The following is a 15,848-nucleotide window of genomic DNA, read 5'->3' as shown; positions in this document are numbered from 1 at the left end:
TTCGGGTTGGTCACTCGAAGGTCTGGCCCTTGCGACGACCTTGGGCCGAGGAACCCGCAGGTCAGGGCGTCTGGCTCACCGTGCTCGAGCGCTTGAAGGCTCGTCGGACTGTAGAAAAAACTGTAGAAGGGCCCGAGGAAAGCAGAAGGCCCCACCTCGAGAAGTGGGGCCTGACCTGCGTTTTCGATGGTGGCGGGGGCAGGATTTGAACCTGCGACCTTCGGGTTATGAGATCGTCGATCGCAATCTCAGCCCGTACCAACGAGTCCCGGATAGTGCCCTCGAGCTGGTGTTTCGCGGGTCATCCTACCGAGGACGTACCAACCTGTACATCCCCGTACCGGGCTGCACAGTAGAAAAAGCAGTAGAAGCGACTGACGTTCCAGACGGCACGATGCCCTTGCCGACGCGCAAGCATGAGGCAACCGCCAAGCCCCTCGCGTCGCCGAGGGCACGCCGGGTGTCGAGCGATCGTCGGGCTCACGCTCAGGTCGCCTCAGTTTCCGGACGGGAGCTAATCCCAAAAGGCAATACCCCGGGCGCATGCCACGAAGGCATTAGCGGCACCGGGGAATTACACGCAGGTTACCCTGACCAGCCGTGACCTTCAACCCCCGCTTTGAGCCGGCGGTCAGCGCGGCGAGGCTTGGGACCTACCGGGCGATCGCGGCCGATGACGACCACGCCTGGGCACTATACCGATGGAACATCGACCTGGCGGCTGCCCTCACGCCTCTGGCCTGCGATGTCGAGGTCACCCTCCGCAACACGATCCACGGCCATCTCGCAGCGCACTTCGGGCGCGGAGACTGGTGGGCGAGCACCGACCTGGTGCTCGACGACATCACGAGCGAGACGCTCACCGATGTCGTCCGCAGGCACAAGAAGCAGCTCGTCAAGGGCACGATCGGACCCGGCAAGGTCATCGCCGACCTGATGCTGGGGACCTGGGTGATGCTGCTCAGCCGCGGCGGCACCTCGGCTCTGGGTCGGGCCATCGACTACGAGGCCAACCTCTGGCGTCCGGCCCTACGATTCGGCTTCGCAACGGGAAACCTTCACTCCGAGCGGCCGAGCCCGGCGGCCGACACGAGACGCCGTACACCTCCGAGCATCGAACCTCCAGCGGCTCCGCAACCGTTCGGCGCATCACGAGCCGATCTTCAACGGCGTTCGGGTGTCTGGCACTCAGACCATGGTCGGTTTACAGACCGTGTGGGACCAGACGGTCGAGCTCCTGCAATGGATGGCCCCTGAACTGGCGGCAATTCACGAGGCCAACCCCGCCGTGCCGAACTTCCTCGCCACCCGTCCGTAGAGCGACGCCACTCGGCGCCGGGCGGGCAGGTCGGGTCGGGATGGCAGCGGCCCAGCTCGTCGCTGACGGCCAGGTCCGGCTGGTGCTCACCAGGAACTTCGACCAACTCATCGAACGGGCGATCGAAGCCGCCAGGGTCCGCGTCCAGGTGATCAGCACCTCAGCCGCGCTCGAAGGCAGCGTCCCGCTCGTCCACGCCGCGGCCAACCCGAACCGGCGGTAACCCCTGTACTGGATTCCGAGCGGCTCGGACGGCTCGACGCCCGGGCGCGCACCGGCGGCCGCCGCCGGCTGTCGGGTGAGATGCGCCTCTTGCCCGGGGCCTACCCGGCAGCGAGGATCGGGTGTCCAAGAACGCGGGTCAACTCCAGTGAGGCGTCGTAGCCGTGGGGTGAGGCCGACTGCGTGTCTCACCTGGCTCCAGAACCTGGATTGAAGGTCAGCGACCGAGCGTTCACGATCGGGTGCATCGCCCCGAGAGGCGGTGGCCCTTAACCGCGAGCACAGCTAGCGCCGGCGCTGAGCGGCTCCTCACGCTGCAGCCCGACAGTTCGCGTTGACCGGGCTGTCGGTAGAGACCGGGATGTTCGAGCGCCGCTGCTCGGGTAACGCGACCTGGCGGGTTCGCCCGAGGGACCCTCGAGCCGATCGTGCTTCGCCGAGTGTCGCAGCAATGAGCTCGCGTGCTTGACTGTCGCACCCCTTGGGAATACTGCACGTGTACCATCCGCGACGAGTCATGAAAGGGGTGGGGACCATGATGATGAATTCGACAGCCTTGACCGCCCCAGACAAGCACGGGGACGGAACGTGGCAGAAGAAGGCAGAGCGGGCGAAACAGGCACGCGAGGACGCGAAGACGATCCGGGGCGGCAAGCCGGCGACGTTCCGATCCCGGTCGACGCTCGCCCGAAAGCCCGAGGCGTAGCGAAGTCACCGCTGTTCGGAGCTGAGCACGCTGCCAGATATGAGCGCCAGTCCCTGATCCGCGAGTACGAGGAACTGCACACCTGCCGCCTCATCGTGATGCGCGACGCCATCTTCCCGGACGGTGTCACATACCTGGAGGAGCTGCTGTTCGACGCTGATCCGGCCGAGGACCTGCACATGATGCTGGACTCCCCAGGTGGCGACGGTGAGACCGCTGTGCGCCTCGCACGGTCCGCGCAGGCGCGGTGTGCTCGCTTCACGGTCATCGTCCCCGACCAGGCGAAGAGCGCGGCGACGATCCTCGCCCTCGGAGCACACGAGATCCTCATGGGCCCTACCAGCGACCTCGGTCCTGTCGATCCGCAGTTCCAGCTCGCTGACGGGCGCTCCCTTGTCGCTGCGAAGGACATCATCGCGGCCGTCGCCGCGGCGGAGGCAGCGATCGCTACAAACCCCGATACCTACCCCCTGCACGCTTCACTGCTGAGCGACGTCAGCGGGCTGATGGTCCAGCAGGCCCGTTCCGCGATCGACCGCAGCAGCGACCTGGTGCTGGAGGCGCTGAAGAGCTCGCCGGACCGGACGGCCAAGGCAGCGAAGGCTGCGCTGGCCAAGCTGAAGGACCCGCTTATCGACGGACCGAAGAACCATGCGGCCGTGTTCGGTGCCGATGACGCCATTGCGTGCGGGCTGCCCGTCACGAAGCTCGATCCGTCGTCTGAGCAGTGGCAGCAGATCTGGAGGCTCTACGCCAAGTACTTCGCTCTCGGAGGACCGATCTACGAAGGCCGCTACTCGTCGAGGGCTCCTGGGGCCAGTGGTTGATGCCGCCGGGCCGGTGATGTGCTCCCGGATCTGCGGCGCACAGCTGCGGATGCGCACTGCGCGCCACGGCTGCGGCTCAGGGCGACGACATGGCTAACCCCGACGCCCTCGCTGCCCAAGCACTGAGTGACCTCCACGGCGGCCGGGTCACGCGCAACGTGATCGAGTCGGTCGGCGGCGCAGCAACCGCGCTGACACGGACCGGCAGGTTCAGCACGCCGAGCAACTCGTTCGACTGGTCGCCGCATGATGTCGACGACCTCGTCGGAGACTTCTTCGCTCAGCAGGGTCGGGTGGAGACCCTCGCTCAGCGAGCCGGATACGGGCCGGACGCCGTGCGGCGCTTCCGCGGTGCTACCCAGCAGGCGCTCACTAACTTGATCATCGACCGGTACCGCCAGACGCCCAGGGGTGTCCTCGACCGCCGCGTGGAGCGCCGGGTCAAGAAGCGCGACGACATCGTCGAGGTGACCCCCGACCACTGGTCCTTCGAGCTGTTCCAGGCCCAACCCCACTGGGGTGGCGACGACAAAAGGCTGGAGGAGGCCGTGCGCCGGGTGCCGATCGACCCGCCTCCTCCGTGGCCCGAAGACAGCCCTCGCGAACCCCCTGCCACCACCGGGGCATCCGTCGATGCCGCCTGCGACGCGGTGCTCGCAACCGCGGCCTGCCCCGTCGCTCAGCGGTCAGTGCGCCGCATCGTCGTCGAGCGAGTGATCCAGTTCGACGGAGCGGTCGTCGATGAGGGTGTCGGCCAGGAGAACATCGCAGAGCCGGACAACGCTCCGGCGCACAGCAGCGCCACCGGTGCGGCAGAGGCGTTCTGGGATGAGCTCACCGAGGATGACCGCGTCCTGCTGCCCGACATCCGCACGCCGGTACGCCAGCTCGCGGCAGCCGGCGTCCTCGGGTTGAAGAAGTCGGCGCTCGCATCGCGGCAGGCGAAGCTCGAGCGCCGGGTCACCGAGTTCGCTCTCGGCTCGCGCGACGGCGCTACTGCCCTGCGGTGCCTGCTGGAGATCCAGCAGAGCTGGTCCGCCGGACGATCTACAGGAGGTTCGCCGTGAGTGCCTTTATGGGACTGCCCCGACCCGACGAGGGCCACCCGGTGATCGAGGATCTCGTGTCGTTCGTCGACGGCCACCTCGATGCCGGTGCGGCTGCGGCAGTGGAGCGCCATGTCAGCGGCTGCGCCGCATGTCGTGAGCTGATCGCCGGAGTGGCTCCGCCCCTCGACGGTAGTCAGGGCGCGCCTGAGGTGACCGAGTACGAGTTCGAGCCTCTTGTGCCGCTTCCCGTAACCGCTGAGCCTGGCATCGGTGAGGTCTGGCAACTCGACTGGGAGAACGACGCAGCAGCCGTGCTGATCTTGGAGCGGAGCGAGCTCAGCGCCGTGGTGACTGCCGTGACCCAGGAGGGGCCGAGGGCGGAGTCCACGCGGGAGCGGATCGATCTGGCCAGACCCCCCGTGTCCGTCTGGGTGCTCCCAGTGGTCGCCACCGTCCCGCTCGGCGTCTTCCGGTGCCCTCTCGGCTGGGTAGACGATGGCGCACCAGCCCTGCGGACCGTCATCGAGGCCACTGTCGCGGTGGACCCGATTGAGGCCGCCGACAGCCAGCCGGACCTCATCGCAGATCTGCTCGACCGTCTCGATCTGACCGCCACAGTCAGATCCCTTGGTGCAGCGTCTTGGATACCGGACATGCCGGCCGTACAGGTATCGCTGCGGGATGTGTTCGAAGCACGGGGGCTGCGGCCGTCGGTCGTGGCGGATCTGACGGGGATCCCGGTCTCGGAGGTGACAGCACTGGTCCGCCGGGCGCGCCGGCCCACCGACGACGAGGCCGCAGCGCTGAGCGCGGCGCTCGACGTACCTGCGGAGCGCCTCCGTCCCGGCATGGATCTCCCGGTCGGGCTCATCCACGCAATCGAGCGCCCCGTGCACCGGGCCTCGATTGAGGAGCGAGCGGTGGCCGATGGGATCAGCGAGGCCGCTGCTCGGTTCCGGACAGCTGAAGCCGTTCATGCGATGCCGGCCAGAACCACCCCCGGGGAACGTGATGTCGACACCTGGTCGGAGCTGATCGGCCAATACCTCGATGGCTGATGCCCGGGCGCTCGCCGACCGGATCCTCAGCACCGTCGACCCTCAGGTCCGAGCCGGCCTGGCGGCAGATCCTTTCGCAGCACTCGAGTCGATCGGCTTCCAGATGCGGTTGCGCCCTGAGCCGGCCATCCCCGAAGGGTGCTCCGTGGCCGCGTCCATCGACTACGGCCCGCCGGCGCGGATCACCGTTGTGGCTGCGGCGAGCAACGGCCGGCAGCACTTCTCGGCTCTCCATGAGTTCGGCCACTCAGCCATCCGCTTGGACACGGGCATCCACGACCTGTTCTTTGAGGAACCCGACGGCGGGATCCAGCTCGAGGAGGATGTCTGCGACGCGATCGCCGGCACGCTGCTCATCCCTGCCGAACACGTCGATGCGCACTTCGGTGGCACCGGTCCAACGGCCCGAACGGTGCTGGACCTAGTGGCGGCCACGCCGAACGCATCTCGCGAAGCGTGCTGCGTCCGCGCCGCAGAACGTCTCGAGGGTCCCGGCCACGTGATGGTCCTCAAGGACGGAGTGGCGATCTTCACCGCGAGCCACAGCACCCCGTTCCGGATCCGCCGAGGAACCCCGCAGGCACCGACGGCGTCGCCGCGCGGGCGGCTCGGCTCGGGACCGCTCGCGGCCACTCCCCCCGTCACCTACGCCAGCGGTGCCGCGAGCAGCCCGTTCTTCGTCGACGCCCGCTACGACGAGGAGCAGGCCGTCGTCGTTGCTGTGTTCATGGCGAACCGGCCCCCGTGGGAGCACGGTCTGGCTCTCCCTCCCGAACCAGGAGCCAGGGCCGATGCCTCCTGCACCCACTGCGACGTCGACTTCGCCGCGTTCGGGCCTCCGTGCCCCACCTGCAGCGACTACTTCCACCGTGGCGAGCACGGCTGCGGCAGGTGCAGCTGCCCGGCCCCGGCCGCAGCGCACCGGACCTGCGCCGAGTGCTTCCAGCGCCGGCCGGCGTCGAACTTCTCCCAGAACCCTGCGATCTGCGACGACTGCCTCGGAATCTGAGGCCACCGGACACTTCCGGCGAGGTGAGCCGTGGATGCAACTGAGCGGGCACGCGGTCCGCCAGAAGGGATCCACATGGAAAACGAGAAGCCCGGCAAGGGCAACGACAAGCCGGGTTCGCCCGGCGGCGGCAACGGGCCGAAGCCCGTCACCATCTTCGTCAACACGATCGCCCACCAGGTGGCGAAGGACGACATCTCCTACGAGGACGTCGTCCACCTGGCCTACCCCGAAGGGCACGGTGGCCAGAACCCCGGCTACACGGTCCTCTACGAGCGGGCCAATGGCAACAAGGCCGGGTCGCTCGGACCCGGCCAGTCCGTGAAGGCCAAGGACGGGATGATCTTCGATGTCACGCCGACCAATCTCTCGTAGCGCAGACCTCGGCCAGCTCGTCGCCGACGGGTACACAGTCGAGGTCACCGGCGGGAAGCTCGTCGTCCGAGACATCCCGTTCGTCGATCACGAGGGCACCGTCCACCACGACGGTGCCCTCGTGATGGCCCTCACCCTCGCCGGCGAGACCGCCCAGCCCCCCGGCGACCACACCGCCAGCTTCTCAGGCGGTGTCCCCTGCGATGCCAAGGGGCAGGAGCTGACGACGATCATCAACGGCAAGGGAGTCGCCGACCAGGGCAACGGGATCGTCACCCAGTGCACCTTCTCCATGAAGCCCACGACCAACGACGGCAAGTACCCCGACTTCCACGACAAGGTCGCGAAGTACGTCGCGGCGATCAGCTCGCCCGTCGCCGACATTGACCCGTCGGCGACCGCTCGGGTGCATCGACCTGTAGTGCCGGACTCCGACGCCGGCTCGCCGTTCAACTACGAGGACACCGCGTCCTCCCGTGCCGGCATCACCGCCATCAACGAGAAGCTCGCCGAGGAACGCGTAGCGATCGTGGGCCTGGGCGGCACCGGCGAGTACATCCTCGACTTCGTCGCCAAGACCCTGGCACCGGAGATCCACGTCTTCGACGACGACGTCATGCTCACCCACAACGCCTTCAGGGCACCAGGCGCCCCCACGCTCGACGAGCTCAACGCTGCGCCCCTCAAGGTCGACCACTACACCGGCATCTACAGCCGCATGCACAACGGGATTGTCGCCCACCCCTATGCAGTGACCGAGGCCAACGTGGCGGAGCTAGCTGCCATGACCTTCGTGTTCATCTCCATCGACGACGCCGCCGCCAAGACCCCGATCATCGCCGCACTCGTCGACGCCGGCATCGCGTTCATCGACGTCGGCATGGGCGTCAACGCCATCGACGGGCACCTGAGCGGCATCGTCCGCACCACGATGGTCACACCCGACAAGGCCGACCACCTCGCAACGATCCCGACCGTCGGTGACGTACCCGACGGCGACTACAAGTCGAACATCCAGATCGCAGAGCTCAACGCCCGCAACGCAAGCGATGCCGTCATCCGCTGGAAGAAGTACCGCGGCGTCTACGCCGACCTCGCCGGCGAGCACTTCACCGCCCTCAAGATCGCAACCAACCACGTGATCAACCAGGAGCTCCTCAACGGAGCCGAGGACGACCCTTGCGACTGAACAGCCTGCAGCCCGAGTTCATCGAGTCCGCCCCGCCCGAACTGACTGAAGGCATCCTCTACATCTCAATCCCGTTCCGCACATCGATGCACCTGTGCGCCTGCGGCTGCGGCACCAAGGTGGTCATGCCCATCCGGCCGGGCGCCTGGCACATCACCTACGACGGCGAGACCGTCAGCGTGTCACCGTCGATCGGCAACCAAGAGCTCCCATGCCGGTCCCACTACTGGATCGACCACAACAAGATCCGCTGGATGCGCGACTTCACCGGTCGACCAGACACCAGGCATCTCAAGCCTGCCAACAAGCAAGCCGGGCACGAACCAGCGGCACGAACCGAGGAACGTTCCTCCTGGTGTCGCCGAGTCCGCGCTCTTATCGGCCGGGTCACCCGACGAACCTGAACGCAACGCTCCCGATCGTCGGCGATGGCCGGCGTCACCCGGTTTCCTCACGAGCTGAACCAGCGAACCCGCTCGCTGTCAACGGTTGGGACTGCCACGTGATCCGGTGACCCACAGATGCCAGTCGGTTCGAGATGTCGCGCATTGATGACCCATCCACGAGCATTCGTCCTCGGCCCAGTGCGCGTACGCCACTCGGCAACGGATGTTCCCCGGGGCAATGATCTTCGGGTTGGTGGCCCGACGATCACGCCCTGACCAGGGCATTCGCCGATCCGAACAGTAGAAGCACAGTAGAAATCGCTGCGAAGTAGCCGGACAGCAGAAGGCCCCACTCCGAGGAGTAGGGCCTGACCTGCATTTTCGCCTTGTTTAGATGGTGGCGGGGGCAGGATTTGAACCTGCGACCTTCGCGTTATGCGATTCACAATCAGAATCTCAGCCCGTACCAACCGATACCAAATAATGCTCTTGAGCTGGTGTTTCACCGTTCACTCTACAGCAGCCGTACCAATGCGTAAACCGCTGTAGCGGGCCGCACAGTAGAAAAGGCAGTAGAACCGCTGGGGCGACCGACCAGGTGCCTCGACGGGGGCGGCGGGGTCCCTAAAGATCGCCGGGCGGCGCAACTGCCGCCCGCGAAGTGGTTGGTATGCCCAGACCGTCGGGTTCGAGGAGCTTGGCTGATTGCAACCCCGGTTGTCTCTAGCGGGGCAGCGAACTGGGGCCGATTGGCTGGCATGTTCAAATCCCGCGACAGCCCAGACTCACTCACCCCCGTCCGTCTAGGATTTTGCTTCTGCGTGTCCGCCGCGGGCGACTTGATTTGCGGTCCGCTGCGAGACGGAGCTTTGGTCGTGCCATCACTAGAACTCCCTGCAGACATGGAAAGCATCAGGCGAGCCCGAGCGTTCGTCGCCAAGCACTCCCGGGGCCACGGCGCCGACCCCGGTGCGGTCGCCCTGATGACCTCCGAGCTGGTGACCAACGTCGTGCACCACGCCTCGGGTCCGTTCACCATCTGCGTCACCGTCGGCCCAGTGATTCGGGTCGAGGTGCACGATGGTTCGCCCGTCACGCTTGCGTTCCGCACACTCATGGCGGCACGGCCCACTCCAGTACCGATGACGTCGGTGGGAGGACGTGGTCTAGGGCTCGTTCACGACCTGGCTACGCGAGTAGGCCTCGATGACAAACCCGACGGTGGCAAGGTCGTCTGGTTCGAGGTCTGACTCCAAGTACGAATTCCGGCCTTCGCTGCCGTCGACCTGCACAGGTTCCGCGCGCAAGGCGCCGGAATCGCTGACATGTGGTGCGCGGAACCAGCCCGATCGGCCGGGGCGGCAACCGCATATCGGTCAGTCTCCGGCTGTCAGTGGTACTGCCCCCTGACGAATGCATGGACGGTGGCGAACTCGACGAGGTAGGAGCTGGTCCACAGGTCTTGGGTGATGTCTCCTTGCGCCGAGAGGTGGGCGTGCGACTTCAGGCAGCAGGCTTTGGTTCGGTGATGGTGACGGTGCCTTGAGCCGCCCCGACCAGTCGCTCTCCGACGGTTGCGTCGATGCGCACTACGGCGGTGCGGCGGCTCATGGCGATGACCTCCGAGCTGGCGGAGAGTGTTCCTTCTCGGACGGGTGCGATGAGGTTGAGTTTGAACTCGGTGGTGGCGGCCCAGGTGCCTGGTGGGATGAGCGGGTACAGCACGGCGCCGAGCACGTGGTCGACGAGGGCGGACAGAACCCCGCCGTGGAGCGAGCCGAAGGGGTTGAGCAGATCGGGGCGTACATCGATCTCTGCGGTCATTGTGCCTGGACCCACTGCGACGGTGCGGAGCCCGAGGAAGTCGGGGAGCCCCCCGGCTTGGCCGGGAGTGCCGGCGAGGATCGCGTCGGCGACGGCTTGGTTGTAGGAGTCGAAGTTCATGCGGCTTGGTACCGGATGGGCTGGTCGCTGATCCGGTGGACCTGGCCGGCGTCCTCGAGCAGGTCGAGGTGGCCGAGGGCTTCGGAGATGCCGAGCATGTGGCTGAAGCCTTCGAGTCGGGGGAACATCGCGACCGAGAGGTCGAACGGGGTTGGAGTTCCGAGGGTGCGGACGAGGTCGAGGACTTCGATGCAGCGTTGGTCGTGGTGGTTCCGGGTCAGTTCGATGAGCGCAGGGACGTCGCTGAACCCGGGTCCGTGTCCGGGCAGCACGAGCTTTGGCGCCATGGCCTCGAACCGGTCGAGGGAGGCGAGGTACTCGGTGAGGCTGCGACGGCGTCCGTCGGGCAGTTCGAGGTCGGGCTCGATCACCGGGTTGGGGGTGATGTTGCCGAGCAGGTGGTCGCCCGACAGGAGCACGTCGCCGGTTTCGTCTCGTAGTGAGAGGTGGCCGGCGGCGTGCCCGGGGGTCACCTGGGCGGTCCAGGTCCTGCCGCCGAGGCTCAGCGTGTCGAGGTCATCAACGGGGGTGACGCGGTGGTCGGAGATCGTTGTGGTGAACCTGCTGACCCCGGTGTAGAAGCTGGCGAAGGTGTCGCGGAGAGTGTCGGGGATCCCGAGCGAACCGCCGAGCTCACCGTTCTGGAGGCGTCCGAGGGGGCCGAGCAGCTTGGGTACCTCGGCTCGGCCGCACACCACCGGTGCGTCGGCTCGGTCCGAGAGCCACCCGGCGGCACCGAAGTGGTCCGGGTGGCCGTGGGTGACCACGATCGTGTCGACGTCGGCGGGGGTGAGGCCGGCTTCAGCGAGGAAGGCGGTGAGCTGGTCGGTGCTGTCGCGCCACACCATCCCAGGGTCGACGACCGTGATGTTCGAGCCGAGGAGGAGGTAGCAGTTGACGGGGCCGACCGGGAACGGGGTCGGGAGCGTGGCGCGGAGGGTGCCATCGGGGAGTTCGTCGATCTGGGGGACAAGCATCGCTTGGGTCATGCGCCCGCCTCGGGGCGCAGACCGCTCCAGAACATCGGCACGATCTGGGCGGAGACGGCGTCGACGTCGATGCTCCCGTCGATCAGCAGGCAGCGCAGACCGATGATCGTGACAGCCCCGTACAGGGCGGTCGCAGCCATCTCGGGTTCGACGGACCGGAACGAGCCGTCGGCGGCGCCTTGGGCGAGGAGCCGCCGGACCGGTTCGTGGAACGAGGCGTTGATCGCGGCGGCGATGTCAGGGAGCTTGCCGGCCTTGCCGAGGTTGGAGATCAGGAGCTGTGCAGTGGCCGGGTACTCGCCCAGGTGCGAGAGCTGGGCCCGTATCACCGCAGCCAGCCTGGTCGGCAGGTCGTCGTCGGCGTCGTCCGCGGCCGCGACCGCTTCGGTGAGGCGGTCCAGCATCCGTCGCAGCATGAACGCGAGGATGTCTTCCTTGCTGGAGAAGTAGTAGTAGAGCGTCGCCCTCGGGACGCCGCTGGCCGCGGCGATGTCGTCGATGCGGACGTCATCCCACGACGCGACGAACTCGCCTGCGGTCGCCATGAGCTTTTCAGCCATCGCCTCCGGCACAGCTCTCATCGCCGGTCCCCGGTACCCGTCGCTGTCACCGTCACGGGCAGGTGCTCGAGGCCCCGCAGGGTGACGCTTTGGCGCCACGGCGGCTCTGGGCCGTCGAGCTCGATGGTGGCGAACCGCTCGAGCATCCGGCCGAAAACGATCTGTCCTTCGACACGAGCCAAGTGTGCTCCAAGGCAGTGGTGGATGCCCCATCCGAAGCTCAACGGGTTGTTCGGGTGGCGGGCGACGTCGAACACATCGGGGTGCTCGAACACACCGGGGTCACGGTTCGCCGCACCGAGGAACGTGACCACCGAGGTTCCAGCGGGAACCGGTCGACCGGCGATGTCGGCATCGACGAGCGCAGAGCGGGCATCGAGCTGGACGGGGCTCTCGTAGCGCAGCATCTCCTCGACCGCGGTCGGCAGCAACGACGGGTCGTTGCGGAGACGGCGGGTCTGATCTGGGTTGCGTAGCAAGCAGAGGGTGCCGTTTCCGATCAGGTTCGTAGTCGTCTCGAAGCCGGCGCCGAACAGCAGGATCGCCGTCGAGACCATCTCTTCCCCGCTGAGCCGGTCGCCGTCGGCGTCCTCGATGGCGATCATCGCCGAGATCAGGTCGTCCGACGGCTCCCTCCTCCGCCGGACGACCAGGTCTCGGAAGTAGGCGCCCATCTCCGCCATGGAGCGCTCGGCTAGCCGGAGCGCTTCCACGTCGGGGGACGCCTCGATCATCGCAGTGGACGCCCGGACCAACGATCGGAACTGGTCACGGTCCTCTTCGGGTATTCCGACCAGCTCGCCGATCACAGCAACCGGGAACCGGAACGCCAGAGCATCGAGCAGGTCGGTCGAGCCGGCGTCGGCAACTGCGTCGAGCAGAGGATCGAGGAGCTCGACCAGTCTCGGCCGGAGCTCCTCGACACGGCGCGGGGTGAACGCCCTCGAGACCAGTCCGCGCAGCCGGGTGTGCTCAGGCGGATCGGCGAACAGCATGTTCTGCGACGAGCGGCGCATCTCGCCTGACCGATCCGCGACCTCCGCATCGGCGAGCGCGCCCATCATCGACCCGTTGCCCCGGCCGAACCGCGGATCGTGCAGCACCTGCTTGGACAACTCGTAGCCGGACAAGAACCACACCCCGGTCGAAGGCGACTCGTGAACGGCCGCACCGGCCCGGAGCTGGCGGTAGAGCGGATACGGATCTGCCCGCCCATCGCCACCACCGAGCACCTCGAACACGAGGCGGTCCGCTTCGGTCGGTTCCAACACATCGACAAGAGGTTTAGATGCCACGTCCAAGATGGTAATGGAGGTGCAGACCCGTCGCACCCTCATCTCGAGCGGGGTGGACGAACGGCTCAGCCCCCACCGCAGAGGTCCCGATGACGCCCGATGTGACGATCGCCAGCACGACCGGGATGCGGCCATGACCCGCTCGCTCGACGCATTGCGCACCTGCCCGCTGTTGCGCACTGAAGCCGCCGGGACACTCCGGCGTCTCAGCCGCCAGGCCGAAGTGTTCGACGTAGCTGCGGGCCGAATGCTGCTCGTCGAGGGCGACCCGAGCAACGACCTCTACCTGGTCCTCGACGGCGCCGTCGTCGTTCACTCCCACCACCGGCAACTCGCCTACCTTGCACCCGGCCAGCTCGTCGGCGAGATCGGGGTTGTCACCGGTCGCCCACGGTCGGCGTGTGTCGAGACCATCGCCCCCTCGCGCATCATGCGCATCAGCGGCGGCCAGTTCCGGTCTGCGCTCAAGGCATCGAGCACGCTTCGTGAACGGACAGGTGAGCTGTTGGTTGTCAGGGGTGCGGCCTCTGCGGAGTCAGCAACTGGGATCGGTAGAGAAGCGTCACGGTCGGGCCGTCAGACTCGGATGCGCTGACCTCGAAAGGACTGTGGGTAGGTGTCCTCGCCTCACGGAATGGCTACCTATCTCGACCCCCGGCCTCATGGCTGCTGACGGGCCATGGAGGCCGACCCTCTGCTAGCGCTCCCGGTTGGCGTGGTAGCGGAGGGCCATGGCCTCGCCATCGCCGAACTGGTTCTCGTTGATGCGAAGACTGACGCCTGCTGGCGCCAAGAACCCGGGCCACAAGGTAGCGAGCTCATCTGCGATGAGCTCGACCTGATGGCCACGGATCTTCGGCATCGTCACCACCAGTTCGTTCTCGGCGCCATCGCAGGTCAACGTCGCGGCGTGGCCAGTGAGGCGTTCGAGGTTGTACTCGTAGTACTCATGCTCGGGTGCGAGTCGCTTCACCCAGTCGCGCTTCTGTGATCGTCGCAAACCCCAGCCTCCCGGCCTCGTGATTTCGAAACTGCTCAGCCGAGGCTCTGCTCACCCATCGACACGCAGCCCCTCCCGGCCGCTCGCTCGTGCATGATCGACCCCAGTTGCCACCGAACAGCACAGCGGGACGCATGTCGCATCACACCAAACCCGGGGCTTCAACGTAAAGTCTAGATGCCACGTCTAGGATGCGTCGAGCCGGTCGGCTATCGCAGAGCCGGCGTACACCGAGCTTGGTTGCTTAGCGTTTACCGGAGGACTGATGACCCTTGATCCCGAGTCGCTCACGATTGTGAGCGTCGATGACCACCTCGTCGAACCGCCCAACATGTTCGAGGGGAGGCTGGCCCGCAAGTACGCAGACCGCGCACCACGCGTGGTCGAGCGCTCCGACGGGCGCGAGATGTGGCTTTTCGAGGGCGTCGAGATTCCGAACTTCGGCCTCAATGCCGTGTCGGGTCGTCCGCAGGAGGAATACGGGATCGAGCCGACCCGCTTCGACGAGATCCGCAAGGGATGCTGGGACGTCGATGCCCGTATCGACGATATGAACGCTGGGGGGATCTTGGGCTCGCTGAACTTCCCGTCATTCCCGCAGTTCTGCGGTCAGATCTTCGCCAACACGGAGGACAAGGAACTCGCACTCGCGGTGCTCCAAGCGTACAACGATTGGCACATCGAAGAGTGGGCTGGCGGCGCGCCGGGCCGGTTGATCCCTTTGTCGCTGGTCCCCTACTGGGATCCTGAGTTGATGGCCGCCGAGGTGCGCCGGGTGTCGGCCCTGGGCGTACGCGCGGTCACATGGTCGGAGAACCCTGAGAAGATCGGCGTGCCCAGCTTCCACAACCCGCACTGGGATCCGTTCTGGCGCGTGCGACGAGGTCGGGATGGTGATCTGCCTCCATATCGGGTCGTCCTCCGCTGTGAAGCTGTCGAGCGTCGAAGCACCCTTCACTACGATGTTGAACCTGCAGCCCACGGCGGTCATGGACACGGCAGCTGACCTGCTGTGGTCGCGGGTCATTCAAGAGTTCCCCAACATCCGCTTCGCGCTTTCCGAGGGGTCCATAGGCTGGATCCCGTACCTGCTCGAGCGCGCTGACTACGTGTATGAGAACCACGACCGCTGGACTGGGTCGAACTTTGGGGGCCGTCTCCCATCCGAGGTTTTCCGCGATCACTTCATCGCTTGCTTCATCACCGACTCCGCAGGCCTCCGGCTGCTCGACCTCATCGGACCCGAGATCGTCTGCGTTGAGACCGACTACCCGCACTCGGACTCGACCTGGCCCGTGAGCGCGGAACGCCTGGCCGGGCAGCTCGCGCACCTTCCCCGCGAGACTGTCGACGCAATCACACACGGCAACGCGGTGCGCCTCTTCGGATTCGACCCGTTCAAGCATCATGCACCTGAGGACTGCACGGTCGGGGCGCTGCGGGCGAAGGCGAGCCACATCGACGTAGGCCCCGTGGCATCGCGAGGTCGGTTCGTCGCTCCCGAGCGACCGCTCACGTTGCTCGACATGCTGTCTCGCGCTGAGCATCCACTGCTCGACAAGCAGGCAGCCAACGAGGGACTAGGCACAGCCGAGGAGTCCGTATAGGCCTGGCGAAATCCCGCCGCATCCTGAAGGCGATGTGCGGTCACCGTTCAGAGCCTGCGCCTGATAGCGATGGCGGAGATCAGAAGGTGTCGAGCTCGAGACGGAGGTGTTCGAGGCCGTCGCGAAGCACGTCTTGGAGCAGCGCGGTGAGACGCATTGCTCGGCGGGCTGGTCCGAGCTCTAGGTGGGTCCAGATCTCCGTGCCGGGATGGAGGTACGGGTGAGCGCCAGGTTGCATGACGGCACGCACGGTGAGGTGGGCGCGTAGCCAGACGTCGCCGGTAGTCCCGATCACCAAGAGCGCACCATCGTCT

Annotated in this window: 16 protein-coding genes and 1 pseudogene; 12 read left to right on the top strand and 5 right to left on the bottom strand. The window is 66.5% G+C overall.

Annotated features, from left to right (window positions below):
- The first annotated feature begins 600 nt into the window (after positions 1-600).
- From KSP35_RS19595 to KSP35_RS19550, 10 genes are all read left to right on the top strand, one after another.
- Positions 601-1,257 (top strand): hypothetical protein, encoded by a 657-nt coding sequence (locus KSP35_RS19595; RefSeq protein ID WP_216997452.1) that lies wholly within the window; start codon positions 601-603, stop codon positions 1,255-1,257.
- 101 nt (positions 1,258-1,358) lie between these two features.
- Positions 1,359-1,541, top strand: a complete 183-nt coding sequence (locus KSP35_RS19590; RefSeq protein WP_216997451.1) for a hypothetical protein — start codon at positions 1,359-1,361, stop codon at positions 1,539-1,541.
- Positions 1,542-2,128: 587 nt separating this feature from the next.
- Complete coding sequence (locus KSP35_RS19585) at positions 2,129-3,073, top strand: hypothetical protein (protein WP_216997450.1); 945 nt, start codon at positions 2,129-2,131, stop codon at positions 3,071-3,073.
- Positions 3,074-3,162: 89 nt separating this feature from the next.
- On the top strand, positions 3,163-4,140 hold the full coding sequence (locus tag KSP35_RS19580) for a hypothetical protein (RefSeq protein WP_216997449.1): 978 nt from the start codon (positions 3,163-3,165) through the stop codon (positions 4,138-4,140).
- The gene (locus tag KSP35_RS19575) at positions 4,137-5,180 is read left to right on the top strand and encodes a zf-HC2 domain-containing protein (RefSeq protein ID WP_216997448.1); all 1,044 of its coding nucleotides are present in this window, start codon (positions 4,137-4,139) and stop codon (positions 5,178-5,180) included. Before KSP35_RS19580 ends, KSP35_RS19575 begins: the two co-directional genes overlap by 4 nt.
- The gene (locus KSP35_RS19570; protein ID WP_216997447.1) at positions 5,173-6,189 is read left to right on the top strand and encodes an ImmA/IrrE family metallo-endopeptidase; all 1,017 of its coding nucleotides are present in this window, start codon (positions 5,173-5,175) and stop codon (positions 6,187-6,189) included. The genes KSP35_RS19575 and KSP35_RS19570 overlap by 8 nt, the downstream gene beginning before the upstream one ends.
- Before the next feature lie 75 nt (positions 6,190-6,264).
- Positions 6,265-6,564, top strand: a complete 300-nt coding sequence (locus KSP35_RS19565; RefSeq protein ID WP_216997446.1) for a multiubiquitin domain-containing protein — start codon at positions 6,265-6,267, stop codon at positions 6,562-6,564.
- Positions 6,539-7,753 (top strand): ThiF family adenylyltransferase, encoded by a 1,215-nt coding sequence (locus KSP35_RS19560; protein WP_216997445.1) that lies wholly within the window; start codon positions 6,539-6,541, stop codon positions 7,751-7,753. Before KSP35_RS19565 ends, KSP35_RS19560 begins: the two co-directional genes overlap by 26 nt.
- Positions 7,744-8,157 carry a DUF6527 family protein gene (locus KSP35_RS19555; RefSeq protein WP_216997444.1) on the top strand — a complete coding sequence of 138 codons (414 nt, stop codon included), beginning with the start codon at positions 7,744-7,746 and terminating at the stop codon, positions 8,155-8,157. The genes KSP35_RS19560 and KSP35_RS19555 overlap by 10 nt, the downstream gene beginning before the upstream one ends.
- A 740-nt stretch (positions 8,158-8,897) precedes the next feature.
- Positions 8,898-9,389, top strand: coding sequence for an ATP-binding protein (locus tag KSP35_RS19550; RefSeq protein ID WP_371748623.1), 492 nt, complete (start codon positions 8,898-8,900; stop codon positions 9,387-9,389).
- A 253-nt stretch (positions 9,390-9,642) separates the two neighbouring features.
- On the opposite strand, the gene KSP35_RS19545 is transcribed toward KSP35_RS19550, so the two are convergent.
- Genes KSP35_RS19545 through KSP35_RS19530 form a run of 4 tightly spaced genes read right to left on the bottom strand, consistent with a single transcriptional unit; the run spans position 9,643 to position 12,927 of the window.
- Entirely contained in the window at positions 9,643-10,083 is a 441-nt protein-coding gene (locus tag KSP35_RS19545; RefSeq protein ID WP_216997442.1) for a PaaI family thioesterase, read from the bottom strand.
- Positions 10,080-11,072 (bottom strand): MBL fold metallo-hydrolase, encoded by a 993-nt coding sequence (locus KSP35_RS19540; RefSeq protein WP_216997441.1) that lies wholly within the window; start codon positions 11,070-11,072, stop codon positions 10,080-10,082. Before KSP35_RS19540 ends, KSP35_RS19545 begins: the two co-directional genes overlap by 4 nt.
- Complete coding sequence (locus KSP35_RS19535) at positions 11,069-11,644, bottom strand: TetR/AcrR family transcriptional regulator (protein ID WP_216997440.1); 576 nt, start codon at positions 11,642-11,644, stop codon at positions 11,069-11,071. The genes KSP35_RS19540 and KSP35_RS19535 overlap by 4 nt, the downstream gene beginning before the upstream one ends.
- A gap of 5 nt (positions 11,645-11,649) precedes the next feature.
- On the bottom strand, positions 11,650-12,927 hold the full coding sequence (locus KSP35_RS19530; protein WP_216997439.1) for a cytochrome P450: 1,278 nt from the start codon (positions 12,925-12,927) through the stop codon (positions 11,650-11,652).
- A gap of 133 nt (positions 12,928-13,060) precedes the next feature.
- Here KSP35_RS19530 and KSP35_RS19525 point away from each other — a divergent pair, with 133 nt between their 5' ends.
- Positions 13,061-13,522 carry a cyclic nucleotide-binding domain-containing protein gene (locus KSP35_RS19525; protein WP_216997438.1) on the top strand — a complete coding sequence of 154 codons (462 nt, stop codon included), beginning with the start codon at positions 13,061-13,063 and terminating at the stop codon, positions 13,520-13,522.
- 102 nt (positions 13,523-13,624) lie between these two features.
- Here KSP35_RS19525 and KSP35_RS19520 read toward each other — a convergent pair whose 3' ends face one another.
- On the bottom strand, positions 13,625-13,900 hold the full coding sequence (locus tag KSP35_RS19520; protein ID WP_216997437.1) for a hypothetical protein: 276 nt from the start codon (positions 13,898-13,900) through the stop codon (positions 13,625-13,627).
- 292 nt (positions 13,901-14,192) lie between these two features.
- Between KSP35_RS19520 and KSP35_RS26215 the strand changes: the two are divergent.
- Positions 14,193-15,534: pseudogene (locus KSP35_RS26215) on the top strand (amidohydrolase family protein).
- Positions 15,535-15,848: the final 314 nt, after the last annotated feature.

It is taken from the genome of Aquihabitans sp. G128, assembly GCF_019048865.1.
In the GTDB taxonomy this organism is placed as follows: domain Bacteria; phylum Actinomycetota; class Acidimicrobiia; order Acidimicrobiales; family Iamiaceae; genus Aquihabitans.
This window is presented reverse-complemented; position numbering and strand designations above follow the sequence as displayed.

What these genes read in the sequence shown, in the direction of transcription:
- KSP35_RS19560 (WP_216997445.1), top strand. Translation starts at nt 6,539, where the DNA reads ATGTCACGCCGACCAATCTCTCGTAGCGCAGACCTCGGCCAGCTCGTC.
- KSP35_RS19565 (WP_216997446.1), top strand. Translation starts at nt 6,265, where the DNA reads ATGGAAAACGAGAAGCCCGGCAAGGGCAACGACAAGCCGGGTTCGCCC.
- KSP35_RS19525 (WP_216997438.1), top strand. Translation starts at nt 13,061, where the DNA reads ATGACCCGCTCGCTCGACGCATTGCGCACCTGCCCGCTGTTGCGCACT.
- KSP35_RS19550 (WP_371748623.1), top strand. Translation starts at nt 8,898, where the DNA reads ATGTTCAAATCCCGCGACAGCCCAGACTCACTCACCCCCGTCCGTCTA.
- KSP35_RS19580 (WP_216997449.1), top strand. Translation starts at nt 3,163, where the DNA reads ATGGCTAACCCCGACGCCCTCGCTGCCCAAGCACTGAGTGACCTCCAC.
- KSP35_RS19590 (WP_216997451.1), top strand. Translation starts at nt 1,359, where the DNA reads ATGGCAGCGGCCCAGCTCGTCGCTGACGGCCAGGTCCGGCTGGTGCTC.
- KSP35_RS19545 (WP_216997442.1), bottom strand. Translation starts at nt 10,083, where the DNA reads ATGAACTTCGACTCCTACAACCAAGCCGTCGCCGACGCGATCCTCGCC.
- KSP35_RS19570 (WP_216997447.1), top strand. Translation starts at nt 5,173, where the DNA reads ATGGCTGATGCCCGGGCGCTCGCCGACCGGATCCTCAGCACCGTCGAC.
- KSP35_RS19540 (WP_216997441.1), bottom strand. Translation starts at nt 11,072, where the DNA reads ATGACCCAAGCGATGCTTGTCCCCCAGATCGACGAACTCCCCGATGGC.